The sequence below is a fragment of the Bacillus tianshenii genome, from assembly GCA_020524525.2.
In the GTDB taxonomy this organism is placed as follows: Bacteria; Bacillota; Bacilli; order Bacillales; family Bacillaceae_N; genus Bacillus_AV.
In genome coordinates this window covers 2,841,551-2,856,037 of the sequence record CP129018.1, presented here as the reverse complement: position 1 = coordinate 2,856,037, position 14,487 = coordinate 2,841,551, and the positions used below count along the sequence as shown (strand labels likewise).

Here is a 14,487-nt window from a genome sequence, read left to right as displayed (position 1 = left end):
AAGCTATGAATTGGTGGAGAGGTTTACTTCGTCATTATCGTGAATATTTACCTGTAAATGAAAATACGCCTTTACTTTCTTTAAATGAAGGGAATACACCGTTACTTCCTTTAGAAACACTTTCGGAGAAGTATGGAGTAGAATTGTACGTCAAATATGAAGGTGCGAATCCAACAGGCTCTTTTAAGGACCGCGGCATGGTAATGGCGGTTGCTAAAGCAAAGGAAGATGGAAGCAATGCGATTATGTGTGCTTCTACAGGAAACACTTCCGCAGCTGCAGCTGCATATGCTGCACGCTCTGGTATGCGTTGTATCGTCTTAATTCCAGATGGAAAGATTGCAGCAGGGAAGCTTGCCCAAGCTGTTATGTATGGAGCTGAGATTTACGCAATTAAAGGGAACTTCGACCAAGCGTTAAAAATGGTTCGTACATTGAGTGAAACAGCACCAATTACGCTTGTGAACTCTGTAAATCCATATCGTATCGAAGGGCAAAAAACAGCAGCATTTGAAGTGTGCGACCAATTAGGAGAAGCACCTGACGTATTAGCAATTCCTGTTGGTAATGCTGGAAATATCACAGCTTATTGGAAAGGCTTCAAGGAATATCACGAGGCGAAGGGAACAGGCCTTCCACAAATGCGTGGTTTCGAGGCTGAAGGTGCCGCAGCAATCGTTCGTAATCAAGTAATCGAAGATCCTGAAACAGTGGCTACTGCTATTCGTATCGGGAACCCTGCAAGCTGGGATAAAGCAGTAAATGCGGCAAACGAATCTTCAGGTAAAATTGATGAAGTAACGGATGCTGAAATCTTAGAAGCATACCAAATGATTACACAATATGAAGGTGTATTTGCTGAACCAGCTTCATGTGCATCACTTGCAGGTGTTATTAAGCAGTTAAAATCAGGAGAAATCAAAAAAGGTTCAAAAATTGTCTGTGTCCTTACAGGAAACGGCTTGAAAGATCCTGATTGTGCAATGGATACAGCAATTGTGAAACCAACAGTACTTGAAAACGACGAGAAGATTGTCTTCGACCACATTCAAGGAGTTGTAACACAATGATGAAAGAGAAAGTCACTGTCAAGGTACCGGGTAGCACAGCCAATTTAGGCCCGGGCTTTGACTCGGTTGGCTTAGCGCTTAACCGTTATACAACTTTAGAAGCCACTCCTAGTAAAGAATGGAAATTCATCCCGAAGTCTACAGAGCTAGAGGGTATTCCTGAGGGAAAAGATAACCTTGTCTATAAGGCAATTGAGGCCGTCGCAAAATATGCAGACCGTACATTAGCTCCACATTTAGTGGAAGTTTCAAGTGATATCCCGTTATCAAGGGGGCTTGGAAGTAGTGCCGCGGCAATTGTGGCTGGTATAGAGCTTGGTAACCAACTGCTTCGGCTTGAGCTAGAACCGCAGGAAAAACTGCGCATTGCAAGTCTCTTTGAAGGGCATCCAGATAATGTGGCAGCTTCCCTGTATGGTGGGCTTGTCATTGGTAGTCATCGTGATGATGATACAGATGTGATTCATGGTATCTATCCAGAGGTAGATATTGTCGTCTATATTCCTTCATATGAGCTGAAAACAGAGAAGGCACGCAGTGTTCTTCCAAGTGAGCTTCCGTATAAGGAAGCTGTTGAAGCGAGTGCGATAAGCAACGTACTTGTGGCAGCAATTTTACAAAATCGTTGGGATTTAGCAGGGAAAATGATGCGCCGCGACAAATTCCATCAGCCATATCGAGGCGAATTAGTACACGAAATGGAAGAGATGATTGCTTTATCAGATGAATTAGGTGCTTACGGAATTGCATTAAGTGGTGCAGGTCCAACAATGATTTGCTTTGCTCCTGTCGGCAAAGGGGAAGAGCTCACAAAAGGATTGAAGAAGCATTTCACAAACGCAGAAGTTGACCAACTGGTAATCGATCGTACTGGTGTTCAAGTTTCATTTGAGACAATCATTGAGAAAGAAAAACAACCCTTTTAGGCAAAATTCCTAAAAGGGTTGTTTTTTTGAATTAGAATACTTGTTCTACTTCTTTCACACCAGGCACTTCCTCTAGAAGAGCGCGCTCAATACCAGCTTTAAGTGTGATTGTCGAACTTGGGCAGCTACCGCATGCTCCCATTAAGCGAAGTTTTACGATGCCTTCCTCGATATCTACAAGCTCTACATCTCCTCCGTCACGAAGAAGAAACGGACGAAGTTTTTCTAGAACTTCTTGTACTTGTTCTGTCATTCGAATCGACTCCTTTCCTAGTTCTTATTATAATATCTGAGCGGATAAAAATCTATGAATGAGACCTAAAAAGGGCAGTATTTTCTATCCATATAGTGTTTATTTATTTTTTGAATAATTGTAAAATGAATTATAAAGGTAACAACTGAGTTGTTAGATAAGGGAGGTTTTGATGTGGGGAAACAGGTAAAGGTTATTGTTTTTGGAAGTGATATGCCTTGTCCAAGCTGTGTCCATCAACCATCTTCAACAGAAACGTTCGAGTGGCTGCAAGCCGCAATTACACGGAAATATAACGAAGATGAAGTGATGTTCGAATATGTTGATATTGAGAAGCCGTCTGCTGAACATAAACAATTTGCAGAGCAAGTAGTAGAAGGTGAATTCTTCTATCCGGTCGTCCTTGTGAACGATGTAGTAGTTGGAGAAGGAAACCCTCAGTTAAAGCGAATTTATGCGGAATTAGAACAGCATGGTGTTCAAGAAATGAGTATTTCATAAAACCCCTCCGCACATGGAGGGGTTTCGTTTGAGCATTTTCTTATTTTAACCGTTATGGTTTTTGTACATCCAAAGTACGCCTGATTTCAGTAAGCGTGGTACACGTCCAGTAAGTGCGCGGTCTTTTACTAAGCCGAAGCCGCTTTTCTTACCGAGAGAGCCTAGGACACCCTTTAGTTTAATTGGGGGAAATGATTCGGGCTCTGCTTCGTTATTCCAGCGCTTCTGTAAAACTGTTGCGATTTGTTCGGCCTGTCCTTCTGCAAGTTGGGCACTTGGAGCGTGTGGAAGACTTGCACAGTCACCAACAACAAAGACATGATCATCGTTCGGAAGATAGTGCTGTGTAGCGAGTACGGCACGGCCGAAATTATCTTTTTCAATTTCTAAATTGCGAACGATTCGGTTAGGCTGAATACCTGCAGTCCAAACAATCGCATCAAAATGAAGCGGTTCACCGTTGTTGTACAAGGTATTTTCTTCTACTTTTGTAATGTTAGCGTGATGAACAATACCCACATCATGCTCTCTGAACCAGCTTTCTACATAGTTACTGAGCTTTTCTGGGAAGCTTGAAAGGATTCGTTCACCTCTGTCAAATAGTTTTACTTCTAAGTCGGGGCGACTTTCTGTTAGCTCACTTGCCATCTCAACTCCGCTTAGTCCTCCGCCAACAATCGCAACCACTTGGTTTGAATTTAAATTATTTAATGCCTGATAAGCCTCACGTGCTCTTTCGATTGTCTGAATGCTGTACGTGTATTGATCGGCACCAGGAATGTTGTGATACTTATCTTCACAGCCTAGACCGATAATTAAGTCGTCATACGGAAGCGGCTCACAGTCTTTGAAGTATATTTGTTTATTTTCTAAATCAACTTCTGAGACTTCTGCATTTTTATAACTGAGTTGTTGATGAGTCGGGAATTCGACCCGTGTATGTTTGTCCGAAATCGTTCCTGCCGCTAACGCGTAGTATTCTGTTTTTAGCCCATGATAAGGCATACGGTCGACAAGTGTTACATGAATATCCCGTGGTAGGTTCGGAAGTATTCTTTGAAGTAAACGCATGCCCCCGTATCCACCGCCAAGTATTACTAAATTTTTCATCGTGAAATGTCCCCTTTTACCTGCACAATTGTGTTTCGGATAATACCTTAGAATAAAATGAAGTGACTCTTGTGTAAACGATAACAAAATGCTTGGCTTGATATGTAATGCAACTAGAAAATCCATTGTAAATTATATCGAAATTGTGACAAAATAACAACAATTCGTTAGTAATTCAGCAGATTTCATGATAAACAATTAAATTAATATATGATGAAGTGTAAAATATAACTGAATAAATTGACGTCCCCTTTGAAACACGTTAGGATAGGACTTCAGAAGAGGTGATACCATATGAAGCCAATTATTGAATTTTGCATGAGCAATCTGGCAAATGGTTCACAGGCTGCAAGAGCTAAGCTTGAGAAAGATCCAAACCTAGATGTCATTGAGTATGGTTGTCTTGGTTATTGTGGAAAATGCGCTCAAAACCTGTTTGCTCTTGTAAATGGTGATGTCGTGACAGGTGAAACGCCAGATGTGCTCGTTGATAATATTTACAAATATCTAGAGGAAAATCCGATGTTTTAATAAAAATTCCCGTCCACTTCAATGGTCGGGAATTTTTTTTATTCTTTATTCAAAGCTTGCTTATATTCTTCTCTGGCGATGTGCCACTGTTCTCGAGCACGTTCAATCACTTTGTGTTCTAGTGTTTGACCTTGCCGCTCCACCACTTTTGAATAATAATAAACTGCTTTTTGCGGGTCATTGAAACGTCTATGTAATTCACCAATTAAGTATAAGACACGGACGTCATTCATATCTGTATTCGTATAGTTGCTTTCTGTGTATGCTTCATCAAGTGTTGAGAGTGCAAACTTTAGAAAGCGATTTTCTTTTGTTTCATTCCCCATTTTTCGATAAAGCCATGCGATACGTAATTCGAGCCCAGCCATTACAATCGCGCGTTCATTCTTTAACTGACCTGAATAAATTGCGAGCTTGTATGTCTGGATTGCTTGGTGATACGTTCGTTCACCGCTAAAATCATGAGGAACCCACTTTTCAGAAATGTTATGTTTAATTTCTTCCTCTGTATTTGGAGGAAAATAAGGTGAGAATTGCTCATTAAATGTAAAGCCACATTCTGGGCATACTTTATTGAAATATAATAAAGGACTTACTGCTTCATCTTTGTAGATTGGACAGAAATCACTTTCTACATCTTCTATACGCAGAAATCTCGTTCTTACTTTTTTGGAAACAAACTCATTTTTGCACATTAAGCATGTTTCGTGTTTATCGTATAAAGGATGAAGTTCTTGTTCCAAAACCATCTCCCCCTTTAAGAAAATTTTACTAAGAAAATTATACCACATAAAACTAGTGGAAAAGAAGAAAAGGACGAAAACGCACAAAAAGCCCCAAGTCGACTCTTAAGGCTTTTCATGCGAATCTATATTGAGAAACGGGGGATATTTATATTGTGCTCCAATTAAAGAAATTTTATACTGAATAAAAGTAAAAAAATAAGGAGACGTTCACATGGTGCCATTTCGATTTACAAAAATGCATGGACTAGGAAATAACTATATTTATATCAACCTTTTTGAAGAGCAGCTTGAAGAAGCAAGGTTGCCTGAACTTGCTCAAGAAGTTTCAAGTATTTATACAGGAATTGGCTCAGACGGGATGATTCTTATTTGTCCTTCAGAACGTGCTCCTGTAAAGATGCGTATATTTAATAACGATGGTTCAGAAGGAAAGAACTGCGGAAATGGCCTTCGTTGTGTAGCGAAATATGTCTATGAGCATAAGATGGTAGATAACAGTCATTTTCAAATCGAAACGTTATCAGGTATTGTCGATGCAACTGTTCATATTGAAAATGAAAAGGTCACCGAGGTAACAATTGATATGGGAGAACCACGGCTAAAGCGCGCAGATTTGCCGATGGAAGGACCTGAAGAAGATAAAGTGATTCAAGAACTCGTTACCTTTCATAACGCAAAGTTACGTATGACAGGTGTGTCAATGGGAAATCCACATGCTGTATTTTTCCTCGATAAAATAGAGGAGGCACCACTTACGACGTTGGGGCCTATAATTGAAAAAGATGCTCGTTTTCCAGAAGGTATTAATGTTGAATTTATTGAAATGGTCAGTGAGGAAGAACTTCATTTTCGAGTGTGGGAACGCGGTTCAGGGATTACACAAGCATGTGGAACTGGAGCGTGCGCTGCAGTAGTAGCTTCTGTCTTAAATGGAAAAGCGTCACAAGGCAAGGAAGTGACTGTCCATCTTGCAGGTGGAGATTTGCATATTACATGGACAGAAGAAGGGCGAATCTTAATGCGCGGTGGTGCTGAAACTATTTGTGAAGGTGTTTATTATCCGAAACAATGAAGGCGGCTTTGTTGATATTATTGGACCGTTACCACTATACTAAAGGTAACGAGAAGTAAAGGAGGCATTCACATGCTAACGATAACAGATGCAGCTGCTCATCAAATTAAAGAAATGATGGAAGCTGAAGAAAAAGAAAGCTTAATGCTACGTGTTGGTGTTAAAGGTGGCGGATGTAGCGGTCTTTCCTACGGTATGGGCTTTGATGAGGAAGCCGGTGATAGTGATACAACATTTGAACAACATGATATTAAAGTTGTTGTGAATAAAGATGATGCCAAGATTTTAGAGGGCGTAGTGATTGATTTTAAACAAAATATGATGGGCGGCGGGTTTACGATTGATAATCCGAATGCGATTGCTACATGTGGTTGTGGAAGCTCATTCCGTACGAAAGAGAATGCAGGTACACCTGAGGACTGCTAAGCTATAGAAAATGCCTTCTCACCAATAATGGTTGAGGAGGTTTTTTTCGATTGAGGACTTTATTGTAGTAAAGCTACTCCTCACCCTAACCGATAACAAGTATAAAGGGAGGTGGAATGAATGAGAGTAGATGCTGCAAATACGCAACAATTAGCAATGATGCGCTTGAGCTCAGGGCAACGAATTAATTCTGCAGCAGATGATGCAGCGGGATTAGCCATTTCTGAGTTAATGCGTGGCCAAGTACGAGGGGAAGATGTTGCAACACGAAACATGCGTGATAGTCAGTCAATGTATGCGACTGCTGAAGGAGCCTTAAATGCTTCGCATTCTGTACTGCAACGGATGAGGGGACTGTCTGTGCAAGCTAATAATGGGATGTTAACAGATTCTGACCGAGCGATGATCCAACAGGAATTTTCGCAATTGCGCGACTCCTTGGATTCGATTGGAAGATATACGCAATATAATACGAAGAATCTGTTAGATGGAAGCCTGCAGGAAGCTAATACAACCGTTAATGCGAATGGTGAAAGCATGCAAATGAGTTTGAGCAGTGCCCTAGCAGCTAATTTAGGCGACGGTGAGTCAGGTATGACGCTAGCAGATGTGAACCTGCAATCAAACCCTGAAGATGCTTTGAAAGTCATTGATGGGGCAATTGCACAAATTTCCGATTCCCGCTCTACAATCGGGGCTAAGAATAATCGTCTTGATCATGCAATAAACGTCAGTACCAACAAACAAGTAAATATGCAGGCAGCAGAATCACGTATTCGCGATGCGGATATCGCACAGCAAGTTATGGAGATGAACCGCTCTGATTTATTGCAACAAACATATTTCGCTACACAAAAAATGCAGCAAAATATGGCGGGACAGCTTTTTAATGCATTGTTTTAATTAAAAAACCGAGCGGATTTTGTTCCGCTCGGTTTCTAACGTTTTTAGAACATGCTTGAACTGTGCATTGGTTGTACACGTGCTTTTGGATCCATATATGCTTTAGCATTATTAACAGCTGTTGGTGCTTCGCCAAAGCCTGAGGCAATGAGCTTGACTTTTCCTTCATATGTGCAAATATCACCAGCGGCATAAATGCCTGGGATATTTGTTTCTTGCTTCGAATTCACGACAATGTTGTTCTTTTCAATCTCAAGGCCCCATTCTTTAATTGGTCCAAGAGAAGAGATGAAGCCGTAATTCACAATTACTGCATCGACATCAAGTGTTTCTTTGCGATCACCTTTTATTTCTTCTAATACGATTTGGTTTATCTTATCGTCACCAATAAGCTCAGTTGGATTAAATGGTGTTAAGATATTCACTTTCGAATTGTTTAAGTTTTCAACACTGTGCTCATGAGCGCGGAATTTATCACGACGATGAATAATGGAAACTTCCTGCGCGATTGGCTCAAGCATAAGGGCCCAGTCTACTGCAGAGTCTCCACCGCCGCAAACTGCAACACGTTGACCTGCAAATTTATTTAAATCATCGACATGGTAGTGAAGGTTTTTGCCTTCAAATTCAGCAGCATTGTCCAAGTCTATGCGACGAGGCTGGAATGCACCATTTCCAGCTGTAATAATAATTGTTTTTGTATAATGAATCTCGGAGTTTGTAGTGATTTTAAAGGAGCCGTCTTCTAATTTATCAACCGTTTGAACTTCTTGCTCTAGGCTTACTTGTGGTTCGAACTTTTTCGCTTGTTCAACTAAGTTGTCGATAAGTTCTTGTGCTCGAACTTTCGGAAAACCTGCAACATCATAAATATATTTTTCAGGGTAGAGAGCAGAGAGTTGGCCGCCAAGGTGTGGAAGGCTTTCAATAATTTTGACACTTGCTTGTCTCATACCACTGTAAAACGCAGTAAAGATACCACAAGGGCCCCCACCGATAACTGTAATATCATAAACTTTTTTATCTTCGTTCAAACTAAATCCCCCCGTTATAAATGTATATATTTTGTATTGTTTATTCTATCACAAATTGATTGAAAATTCTTGTGGTGCATGTAAGAAAAAAAGGCACCACTTTAAGAAAAATGTTGAAATAATAAAAAAAATAGTTTATATTATTTTAATCCAATAGAGCATTAACGCATAGAAGAATTAAGCGCAAAAATAAGCTGTAATGTTGAAAATATAAAAGCTAAAGGAGGATAATTGGTTTTTTAAACAAAATCGTTGGTTAATATCTCCTGAAAAATAATTAGATGAAAACGTTTGAAAATTAATATTTTTTACAACCTTAAACAGAGGGTTGAAAATTGTCGTAAAAATGAATATGATGTGATGTAGGCGAGTTTTTAAATTTTTTGTGACAATTTTTATTAAATTAGGGTAGACGTAGATAAGGTTTCTCTACTTATTTTTTATTGAACTGGCAGGAAGTTTTGTTGTAAGTGAAGGTAGTGAAAAGTCGCTTGGTGTAGCCAAGTTTTTCTATTGTGAGTTTTCGTGAAAAAGGTCACAATAGAAAATAGTGCTTACGGATGGAATGGATTATTAAAGCAGACAGTGAACGTTACTTTTTTCTATCACCTTATGGACAAGCTTCACAAAAGCAGTTCATCATCTTTGTCGAATTGTAAGCAGGTTTCGGGTAGGGGCACGGAATAAAGCTCCTGAGTTTCAACAGGCAGTACATTAATATAAATTAAAGGTGGATGTGATAGGGTTGAAAAAGCCAGACATTCTGATTCTAGGTGCAGGTTACGGCGGGATTATGACAGCAGTAAATTTAGGTAAGCAACTTGGTGTGGATGATGCGAATATCACACTTGTAAACAAGCATAATTACCATTATCAAACAACTTGGTTACATGAAAATGCTGCAGGAACACTTCATCATGATAAAACACGCATTCAAATTAAAGATGTAATCAATGCAAGCAAAGTTAATTTTGTACAAGATACGGTGAAAGAAATCAAAACGAATGAAAAGAAAGTAGTCACTGAAAATGGTGAGCTAACGTATGATTATCTTGTCATCGCTCTTGGGTTCGAATCTGAAACATTTGGTATCAAAGGTCTTAAAGAGCATGCTTTCTCAATTCGCAGTATTAATGCAGCGCGTGAGATTCGTGAGCATATTGAGTATCAATTCTCAAAATATAACAATGACCAACGTGATGAGTTATTAAACATCGTAGTTGGTGGTGCAGGCTTTACTGGTATTGAATTTGTAGGTGAGCTTGCAAATCGTGTACCAGAGCTTTGTGAAGAGTTCGATATTGACCGCAGTAAAGTTCGTATTATTAACGTGGAAGCTGCTCCAACTGCTCTTCCAGGCTTCGATCCAGAGCTTGTTGAATATGCAATGGAACAACTTGAACGTAAAGGCGTAGAGTTCCGTATTGGTACAGCAATCAAAGAATGTACGCCAGAAGGCATTATCGTTGAGAAAGATGATAACGTTGAAGAAATTAAAGCAGCGACAGTTGTTTGGGCTGCAGGTGTACGTGGTAATCCAATCATGGAGCAATCAGGTATCGAAACAATGCGCGGTCGTGTGAAAGTTGAAAAAGACCTTCGTGCTCCTGGGTTTAATGATTTATTTATCGTAGGTGACTGTGCACTTATTATTAACGAAGAAATTAATCGACCATACCCTCCAACAGCACAAATTGCAATTCAAGAAGCAGAAGTATGTGCGAAAAACCTTGCGACACTTGTTAAGGGCGGAAGTGAGCTTGAAGGCTTTACTCCTGAAATTCGCGGTACAGTATGTTCTCTTGGAGAAGATGATGCAATCGGTGTAATCGGAGACAAGAAAGTATTCGGAAAAACAGCTGCCTTCATGAAGAAGGTCATTGACAACCGTTACCTATTAAAACTAGGCGGCGCAGGTCTTGTCTTGAAAAAAGGTAAGCTAAAAATGTTCTAATTTATACTCATATTGTTAAAATAAAAGCAAAGGCATTTTTGCCTTTGCTTTTATTATTTTCATAAGGGGGAACTGGATGAGGAAAAGAAAAAGAGGAAATGTATGGATTGCAGTAGCTGGTTTTGTTGTTGAAGATGAAAAGGTATTAGTGGTGAAGAAGCGCTATAGTGGTTTAAAGGGTAAGTGGTCGCTTCCGGCAGGTTTTGTGGATGAGGGAGAAACAATGGATGAGGCTGCTTTGCGAGAAGTAAAAGAAGAAACTGGGATTGAATGTGAAATAACAGGGTTATCAGGCATTCGTACAGGGGTTATTCAAGATACAATTAGTGATAACATGGTTATCTTTTCGATGAAAGCGGTCGGAGGCCAGCTTCAACCTCAGCTGACAGAATTATTTGAAGCAGCTTTTCTAAGCCCCGAACAATTACTTCAAGATCGTGCTTCGTCTAATATGTTGAAGCTGTTTCTGCGAGAACAGCATACATATCCATTAGCAGAGCGGACAGATATTCATCCCGGTGACCAATTTGGATATACAAATTATAAAATATTTAAGTGAGTTTTTCCATTAAAGCATTGCTCTCTTGCGTTTTTTAAGTAAAACTGTTATTATTATCAGAAAATTATAATAAATCTGATAAGAGGAGTGCTTTAAATGAAACATAAAGATAAAAAGACTTGTCCATATTGTTCAGGAAAAGGTTATTTCCAATTAATTCTCGGTGGTTCGGAGACTTGTCCAAATTGTGAAGGAAACGGTAAGGACGCATAGAACAAGGTAAATACAATTGACGGAGCAAGCCGTTCGGAGTACACTAACTTATGGATAGTATGGAGGTGTGAACGGTGAGCCTGCCGCAATTATTAGTTTCAATGTTATTATTTGTTGTGTTGTTTTTCGGGATTGGCTTTTTGTTGAATATGCTGTTAAGGATGACTTGGGTAATGGCAGTTATTTATCCAGTGGTGGTCATTCTTATTGTTGATAATATTCGCTTTATCGAGTACTTTCAGAATACCTCTACTGCATTCACTACATTGAGGAACAATATTTTGGCGTTAGGAACGGCAGATATATTGATCCTTGCTTCAGGAATCTTTGGTGCAGTGCTTTCAGGTGTCATCATTAAGATGCTGCGTGTTAGAGGTTATCAAATGTTTTAGTAAGGAGCTTTCCGCGTACGTGCGGGGAGCTTCTTATTTGTTTTTATCCAAAAATAACCACTAAACGCATATGTATATTTCTTCTCGCGCTAGGAAATAAATAGACGCGAGAGGAGTTGAATAAGCAAAATGAAACTTGCAAAAGCATGGCTGAAACGAAGTGCCATGATGATGTTGTTCATTTTAGCGATGTTAACAACTGTACAATCAATATCTGGAGTAGAAGCAAAAGACGTTCCATTTTGGGTTGGATATGAAGCAAAGAAGCATAAGCAGTTCAGTACTGCTGATCATTCATTAAAGGCAGTCCATATGAAGAAAAAGCAGTTTAATCGTTTTATGAAGGAAGAATCCTTAATTTCTAGCCATATCATTACAAAGCCTGCTTCATTAGAGGATGCAGTTGATTGGGGTAAGTATCCAACTGAAACTGTTGTTGCTACAGGATACACGGCAGGTTTTGAATCAACTGGAAAGACAGAAGGGCACCCTTCATACGGTATTACATATTCAGGGGTACGTGTGAAGCGTGATTTATATTCGACAATAGCAGCAGACCTAGATGTATTCCCGCTTGGAACAATTTTATTTATCCCTGGCTATGGGTACGGGGTAGTTTCAGATATCGGGGGTGCAATAAAGGGTAAAGAGCTTGATTTATATTATGATACCGTCAAAGAGGTTTATCAGAATTGGGGTAAAAAGAAAATTAAGGTATATGTCGTGAAGCGTGGAGATGGCAAGATTACAGAAGAAGAGCTTCAGAAATTAAATGAAAATCGTTCAATGCAAGTATTTCGTGACCAATATATTAAGGGCTAAAAAAACCTCCCAGGTGGGAGGTTTTTATTTAACTGATGGAGATGAGAGCAGTGGGTCGGTTAAGTCACCCTCTGGGAAAATATCTGGATGAACAAGGTGAGCAAGCTTCTTTAAACCGACTAAAAGTCTAGGCGATGGCCTGCAATACAGCGGTTCCTCAAGGACATGAAGGTGCTCGTTCTTCACTGCTTCTAAGCTTTCCCAATCAGGCCGTTGACGGACAATTTCAGGCTTTACCTTATCAAATGGAACACCAACCCATGCAAGGCAAATGTGTTCAGGTTTACGCTGATAAACATCTTCCCATGTCGTTTGAACATTATCCATTTCTTGATCATCAAAAACATTTCGTGCCCCTGCAAGTTCACTTATTTCTGTTAACCAATTTGTTTTACCAGGAGTGAAGACAGGCTTTGGCCACCATTCCCAATAAAGTGTTGGGCGGTTTTGGGCTTTGGATGCTCGCTTTCGGTACGTTTCAATAAAAGCATCATATCGCTGTTTTACTTCTTGTGCATGCTGTTCGCAATCAGCATGCTTTCCGATTGTTAGTAAGTCACTTCCTATTTCCTCTAATGATGAAGGATTTAGAATAATATAAGGAAGGCTGCGTTTTTCAAGCTCTTCGATGTTTTTCTCCATACCCGGAACACTTAATGAAGCGAGCACTAAGTCAGGCTTAAGTGCTTCAACTTTTTCCATATCAATATCCAAGTCTTTTCCTACTCGCGGTAGTGTGTGGATTTGTTCGGGCCAGTCTGAATAATCATCAACTGCAACAAGCTGTTCTGTTAAGCCAAGGTAGGCAGCAAGTTCAGTGTTACTTGGGCAAATTGAGATAATACGCATTCATCTTTCCCCCTACATTTTATTTAACGAAATAAGTAATCGAGTAAAAGAGTTAACAAAACACCTGATAACCCACCGAAAAACACCTCAATTGGCTTATGGCCAAGTAGTTCTTTCAATTCTTGGCGTTTCTCTTCTTCTTCTTTTTTCGGCCAGCTTTTTGCTTCGGAAACAAGCTTATTAAAATCTGTAACGAGTTGATTAAGCACAATGGCTTGTTCACCGGCTTGTCGGCGTACCCCTGTTGCATCAAACATTGTAATAATTGCAAAGATCGTTGCCACTGCAAAAACAGCAGAACCGAGACTTGTATCGAGAGCGACTCCGGTCGCTAGCGCTGTAACTGCAGCTGAATGTGAGCTTGGCATACCACCCGTGCTTGTAAGCAAGGACCAATTAATACGTTTTGTTGCGAAAAAAGTAATCGGCACCTTTACAAATTGCGCAAAGAAGATAGCACAGAGTGATGCCCATAGTGGAAAGTTTGTCAAAAGTTCCATAAAAAAGAGGATCGTCCTTTCTACTGCAAAGATTCCTGTTATGACGCATTGGAAGGCTGACATAACAATTTAAACAGAATAATAAAGGGTATACAAAGATATAGTTTGATTTTACACTTCGCTAGAGCTAATAAACATTAATGTTCTGTTAAGCTTTGTTATGATATAAAGCAACGAATAATTTTATGTCTGGGGTGTTTTCTGTGCACACTTATCCACTTGAATATTATGAATTTTTCGTTAAATTCAATGAAGGTGATTACTATACATGCCATGATTTACTGGAAGAAATATGGATGACAGATAAAGCAAATCTTTTCTTAAAAGGTTTATTGCAAATGTGCGTTTCTATTTATCATTACGAATATGGAAATGTAAAAGGCGCTCGTTTGATGATGAACGCCGCGCATAAGTATTTAAATGAATATCGCCCAAAATATTGGGGTCTAGACTTAGAGAATGTATATGATTTCATTGAACAATGTATTTCTATTATACCACAGGATATTGAACGTGTACCATTTGAGGAGGTTGACAAACTTCCGAAATTCCCAGACTTGATTTTATATTTAGAAGAAGAGGGTTAATTCGAATTTTGATACACCTTTCGCTATAATGTGAATGAT

19 protein-coding genes are annotated in these 14,487 nt (G+C 39.5%); 13 read left to right on the top strand and 6 right to left on the bottom strand.

Annotation, left to right across the window (positions count from 1 at the left end):
* Positions 1-5: 5 nt before the first annotated feature.
* Together thrC and thrB are read left to right on the top strand one after the other, a co-directional pair.
* Positions 6-1,070 (top strand): threonine synthase, encoded by a 1,065-nt coding sequence (gene thrC, locus LC040_14455; protein WLR50453.1) that lies wholly within the window; start codon positions 6-8, stop codon positions 1,068-1,070.
* Complete coding sequence (gene thrB, locus LC040_14450; protein WLR53305.1) at positions 1,070-1,996, top strand: homoserine kinase; 927 nt, start codon at positions 1,070-1,072, stop codon at positions 1,994-1,996. The genes thrC and thrB overlap by 1 nt, the downstream gene beginning before the upstream one ends.
* A 31-nt stretch (positions 1,997-2,027) precedes the next feature.
* Here thrB and LC040_14445 read toward each other — a convergent pair whose 3' ends face one another.
* A complete protein-coding gene (locus LC040_14445; protein ID WLR50452.1) occupies positions 2,028-2,249 on the bottom strand; it encodes a NifU family protein in 222 nt (73 codons plus the stop codon).
* A gap of 174 nt (positions 2,250-2,423) precedes the next feature.
* Here LC040_14445 and LC040_14440 point away from each other — a divergent pair, with 174 nt between their 5' ends.
* The gene (locus LC040_14440; GenBank protein WLR50451.1) at positions 2,424-2,750 is read left to right on the top strand and encodes a DUF1462 family protein; all 327 of its coding nucleotides are present in this window, start codon (positions 2,424-2,426) and stop codon (positions 2,748-2,750) included.
* A 45-nt stretch (positions 2,751-2,795) separates the two neighbouring features.
* On the opposite strand, the gene LC040_14435 is transcribed toward LC040_14440, so the two are convergent.
* A complete protein-coding gene (locus LC040_14435) occupies positions 2,796-3,860 on the bottom strand; it encodes an NAD(P)/FAD-dependent oxidoreductase (GenBank protein ID WLR50450.1) in 1,065 nt (354 codons plus the stop codon).
* Positions 3,861-4,154: 294 nt separating this feature from the next.
* Here LC040_14435 and LC040_14430 point away from each other — a divergent pair, with 294 nt between their 5' ends.
* The gene (locus tag LC040_14430) at positions 4,155-4,391 is read left to right on the top strand and encodes a YuzB family protein (protein ID WLR50449.1); all 237 of its coding nucleotides are present in this window, start codon (positions 4,155-4,157) and stop codon (positions 4,389-4,391) included.
* 38 nt (positions 4,392-4,429) lie between these two features.
* On the opposite strand, the gene LC040_14425 is transcribed toward LC040_14430, so the two are convergent.
* On the bottom strand, positions 4,430-5,140 hold the full coding sequence (locus tag LC040_14425) for a DUF2225 domain-containing protein (GenBank protein ID WLR50448.1): 711 nt from the start codon (positions 5,138-5,140) through the stop codon (positions 4,430-4,432).
* A 208-nt stretch (positions 5,141-5,348) separates the two neighbouring features.
* On the opposite strand from LC040_14425, the gene dapF reads away from it, so the two are divergent.
* The 3 genes from dapF to LC040_14410 all read left to right on the top strand — a co-directional run bounded on the left by dapF (position 5,349) and on the right by LC040_14410 (position 7,538).
* Complete coding sequence (dapF, locus tag LC040_14420; protein WLR50447.1) at positions 5,349-6,209, top strand: diaminopimelate epimerase; 861 nt, start codon at positions 5,349-5,351, stop codon at positions 6,207-6,209.
* A gap of 72 nt (positions 6,210-6,281) precedes the next feature.
* A complete protein-coding gene (locus tag LC040_14415; protein WLR50446.1) occupies positions 6,282-6,635 on the top strand; it encodes an iron-sulfur cluster assembly accessory protein in 354 nt (117 codons plus the stop codon).
* 120 nt (positions 6,636-6,755) lie between these two features.
* Positions 6,756-7,538: a flagellin gene (locus LC040_14410; protein ID WLR50445.1), complete on the top strand. Its 783-nt coding sequence runs from the start codon at positions 6,756-6,758 to the stop codon at positions 7,536-7,538.
* A gap of 44 nt (positions 7,539-7,582) precedes the next feature.
* Here the strand turns inward: LC040_14410 and LC040_14405 are convergent, their stop codons facing one another.
* Positions 7,583-8,572, bottom strand: coding sequence for an NAD(P)/FAD-dependent oxidoreductase (locus tag LC040_14405; protein WLR50444.1), 990 nt, complete (start codon positions 8,570-8,572; stop codon positions 7,583-7,585).
* A gap of 736 nt (positions 8,573-9,308) precedes the next feature.
* Between LC040_14405 and LC040_14400 the strand changes: the two genes are divergently transcribed.
* The 5 genes from LC040_14400 to LC040_14380 all read left to right on the top strand — a co-directional run bounded on the left by LC040_14400 (position 9,309) and on the right by LC040_14380 (position 12,512).
* The gene (locus LC040_14400) at positions 9,309-10,526 is read left to right on the top strand and encodes an NAD(P)/FAD-dependent oxidoreductase (protein ID WLR50443.1); all 1,218 of its coding nucleotides are present in this window, start codon (positions 9,309-9,311) and stop codon (positions 10,524-10,526) included.
* Between the two features lie 76 nt (positions 10,527-10,602).
* A complete protein-coding gene (locus LC040_14395; GenBank protein WLR50442.1) occupies positions 10,603-11,085 on the top strand; it encodes an NUDIX domain-containing protein in 483 nt (160 codons plus the stop codon).
* Positions 11,086-11,181: 96 nt separating this feature from the next.
* Complete coding sequence (locus LC040_14390) at positions 11,182-11,298, top strand: YuiA family protein (protein ID WLR50441.1); 117 nt, start codon at positions 11,182-11,184, stop codon at positions 11,296-11,298.
* A 74-nt stretch (positions 11,299-11,372) separates the two neighbouring features.
* A complete protein-coding gene (locus LC040_14385; protein WLR50440.1) occupies positions 11,373-11,690 on the top strand; it encodes a YuiB family protein in 318 nt (105 codons plus the stop codon).
* A gap of 129 nt (positions 11,691-11,819) precedes the next feature.
* The gene (locus LC040_14380) at positions 11,820-12,512 is read left to right on the top strand and encodes a 3D domain-containing protein (protein WLR50439.1); all 693 of its coding nucleotides are present in this window, start codon (positions 11,820-11,822) and stop codon (positions 12,510-12,512) included.
* Between the two features lie 24 nt (positions 12,513-12,536).
* Here the strand turns inward: LC040_14380 and LC040_14375 are convergent, their stop codons facing one another.
* Together LC040_14375 and LC040_14370 are read right to left on the bottom strand one after the other, a co-directional pair.
* Positions 12,537-13,361, bottom strand: coding sequence for a cobalamin-binding protein (locus LC040_14375; GenBank protein ID WLR50438.1), 825 nt, complete (start codon positions 13,359-13,361; stop codon positions 12,537-12,539).
* 23 nt (positions 13,362-13,384) lie between these two features.
* Positions 13,385-13,861, bottom strand: coding sequence for a divergent PAP2 family protein (locus tag LC040_14370; protein ID WLR50437.1), 477 nt, complete (start codon positions 13,859-13,861; stop codon positions 13,385-13,387).
* 203 nt (positions 13,862-14,064) lie between these two features.
* On the opposite strand from LC040_14370, the gene LC040_14365 reads away from it, so the two are divergent.
* Positions 14,065-14,448: a DUF309 domain-containing protein gene (locus LC040_14365; protein ID WLR50436.1), complete on the top strand. Its 384-nt coding sequence runs from the start codon at positions 14,065-14,067 to the stop codon at positions 14,446-14,448.
* Positions 14,449-14,487: the final 39 nt, after the last annotated feature.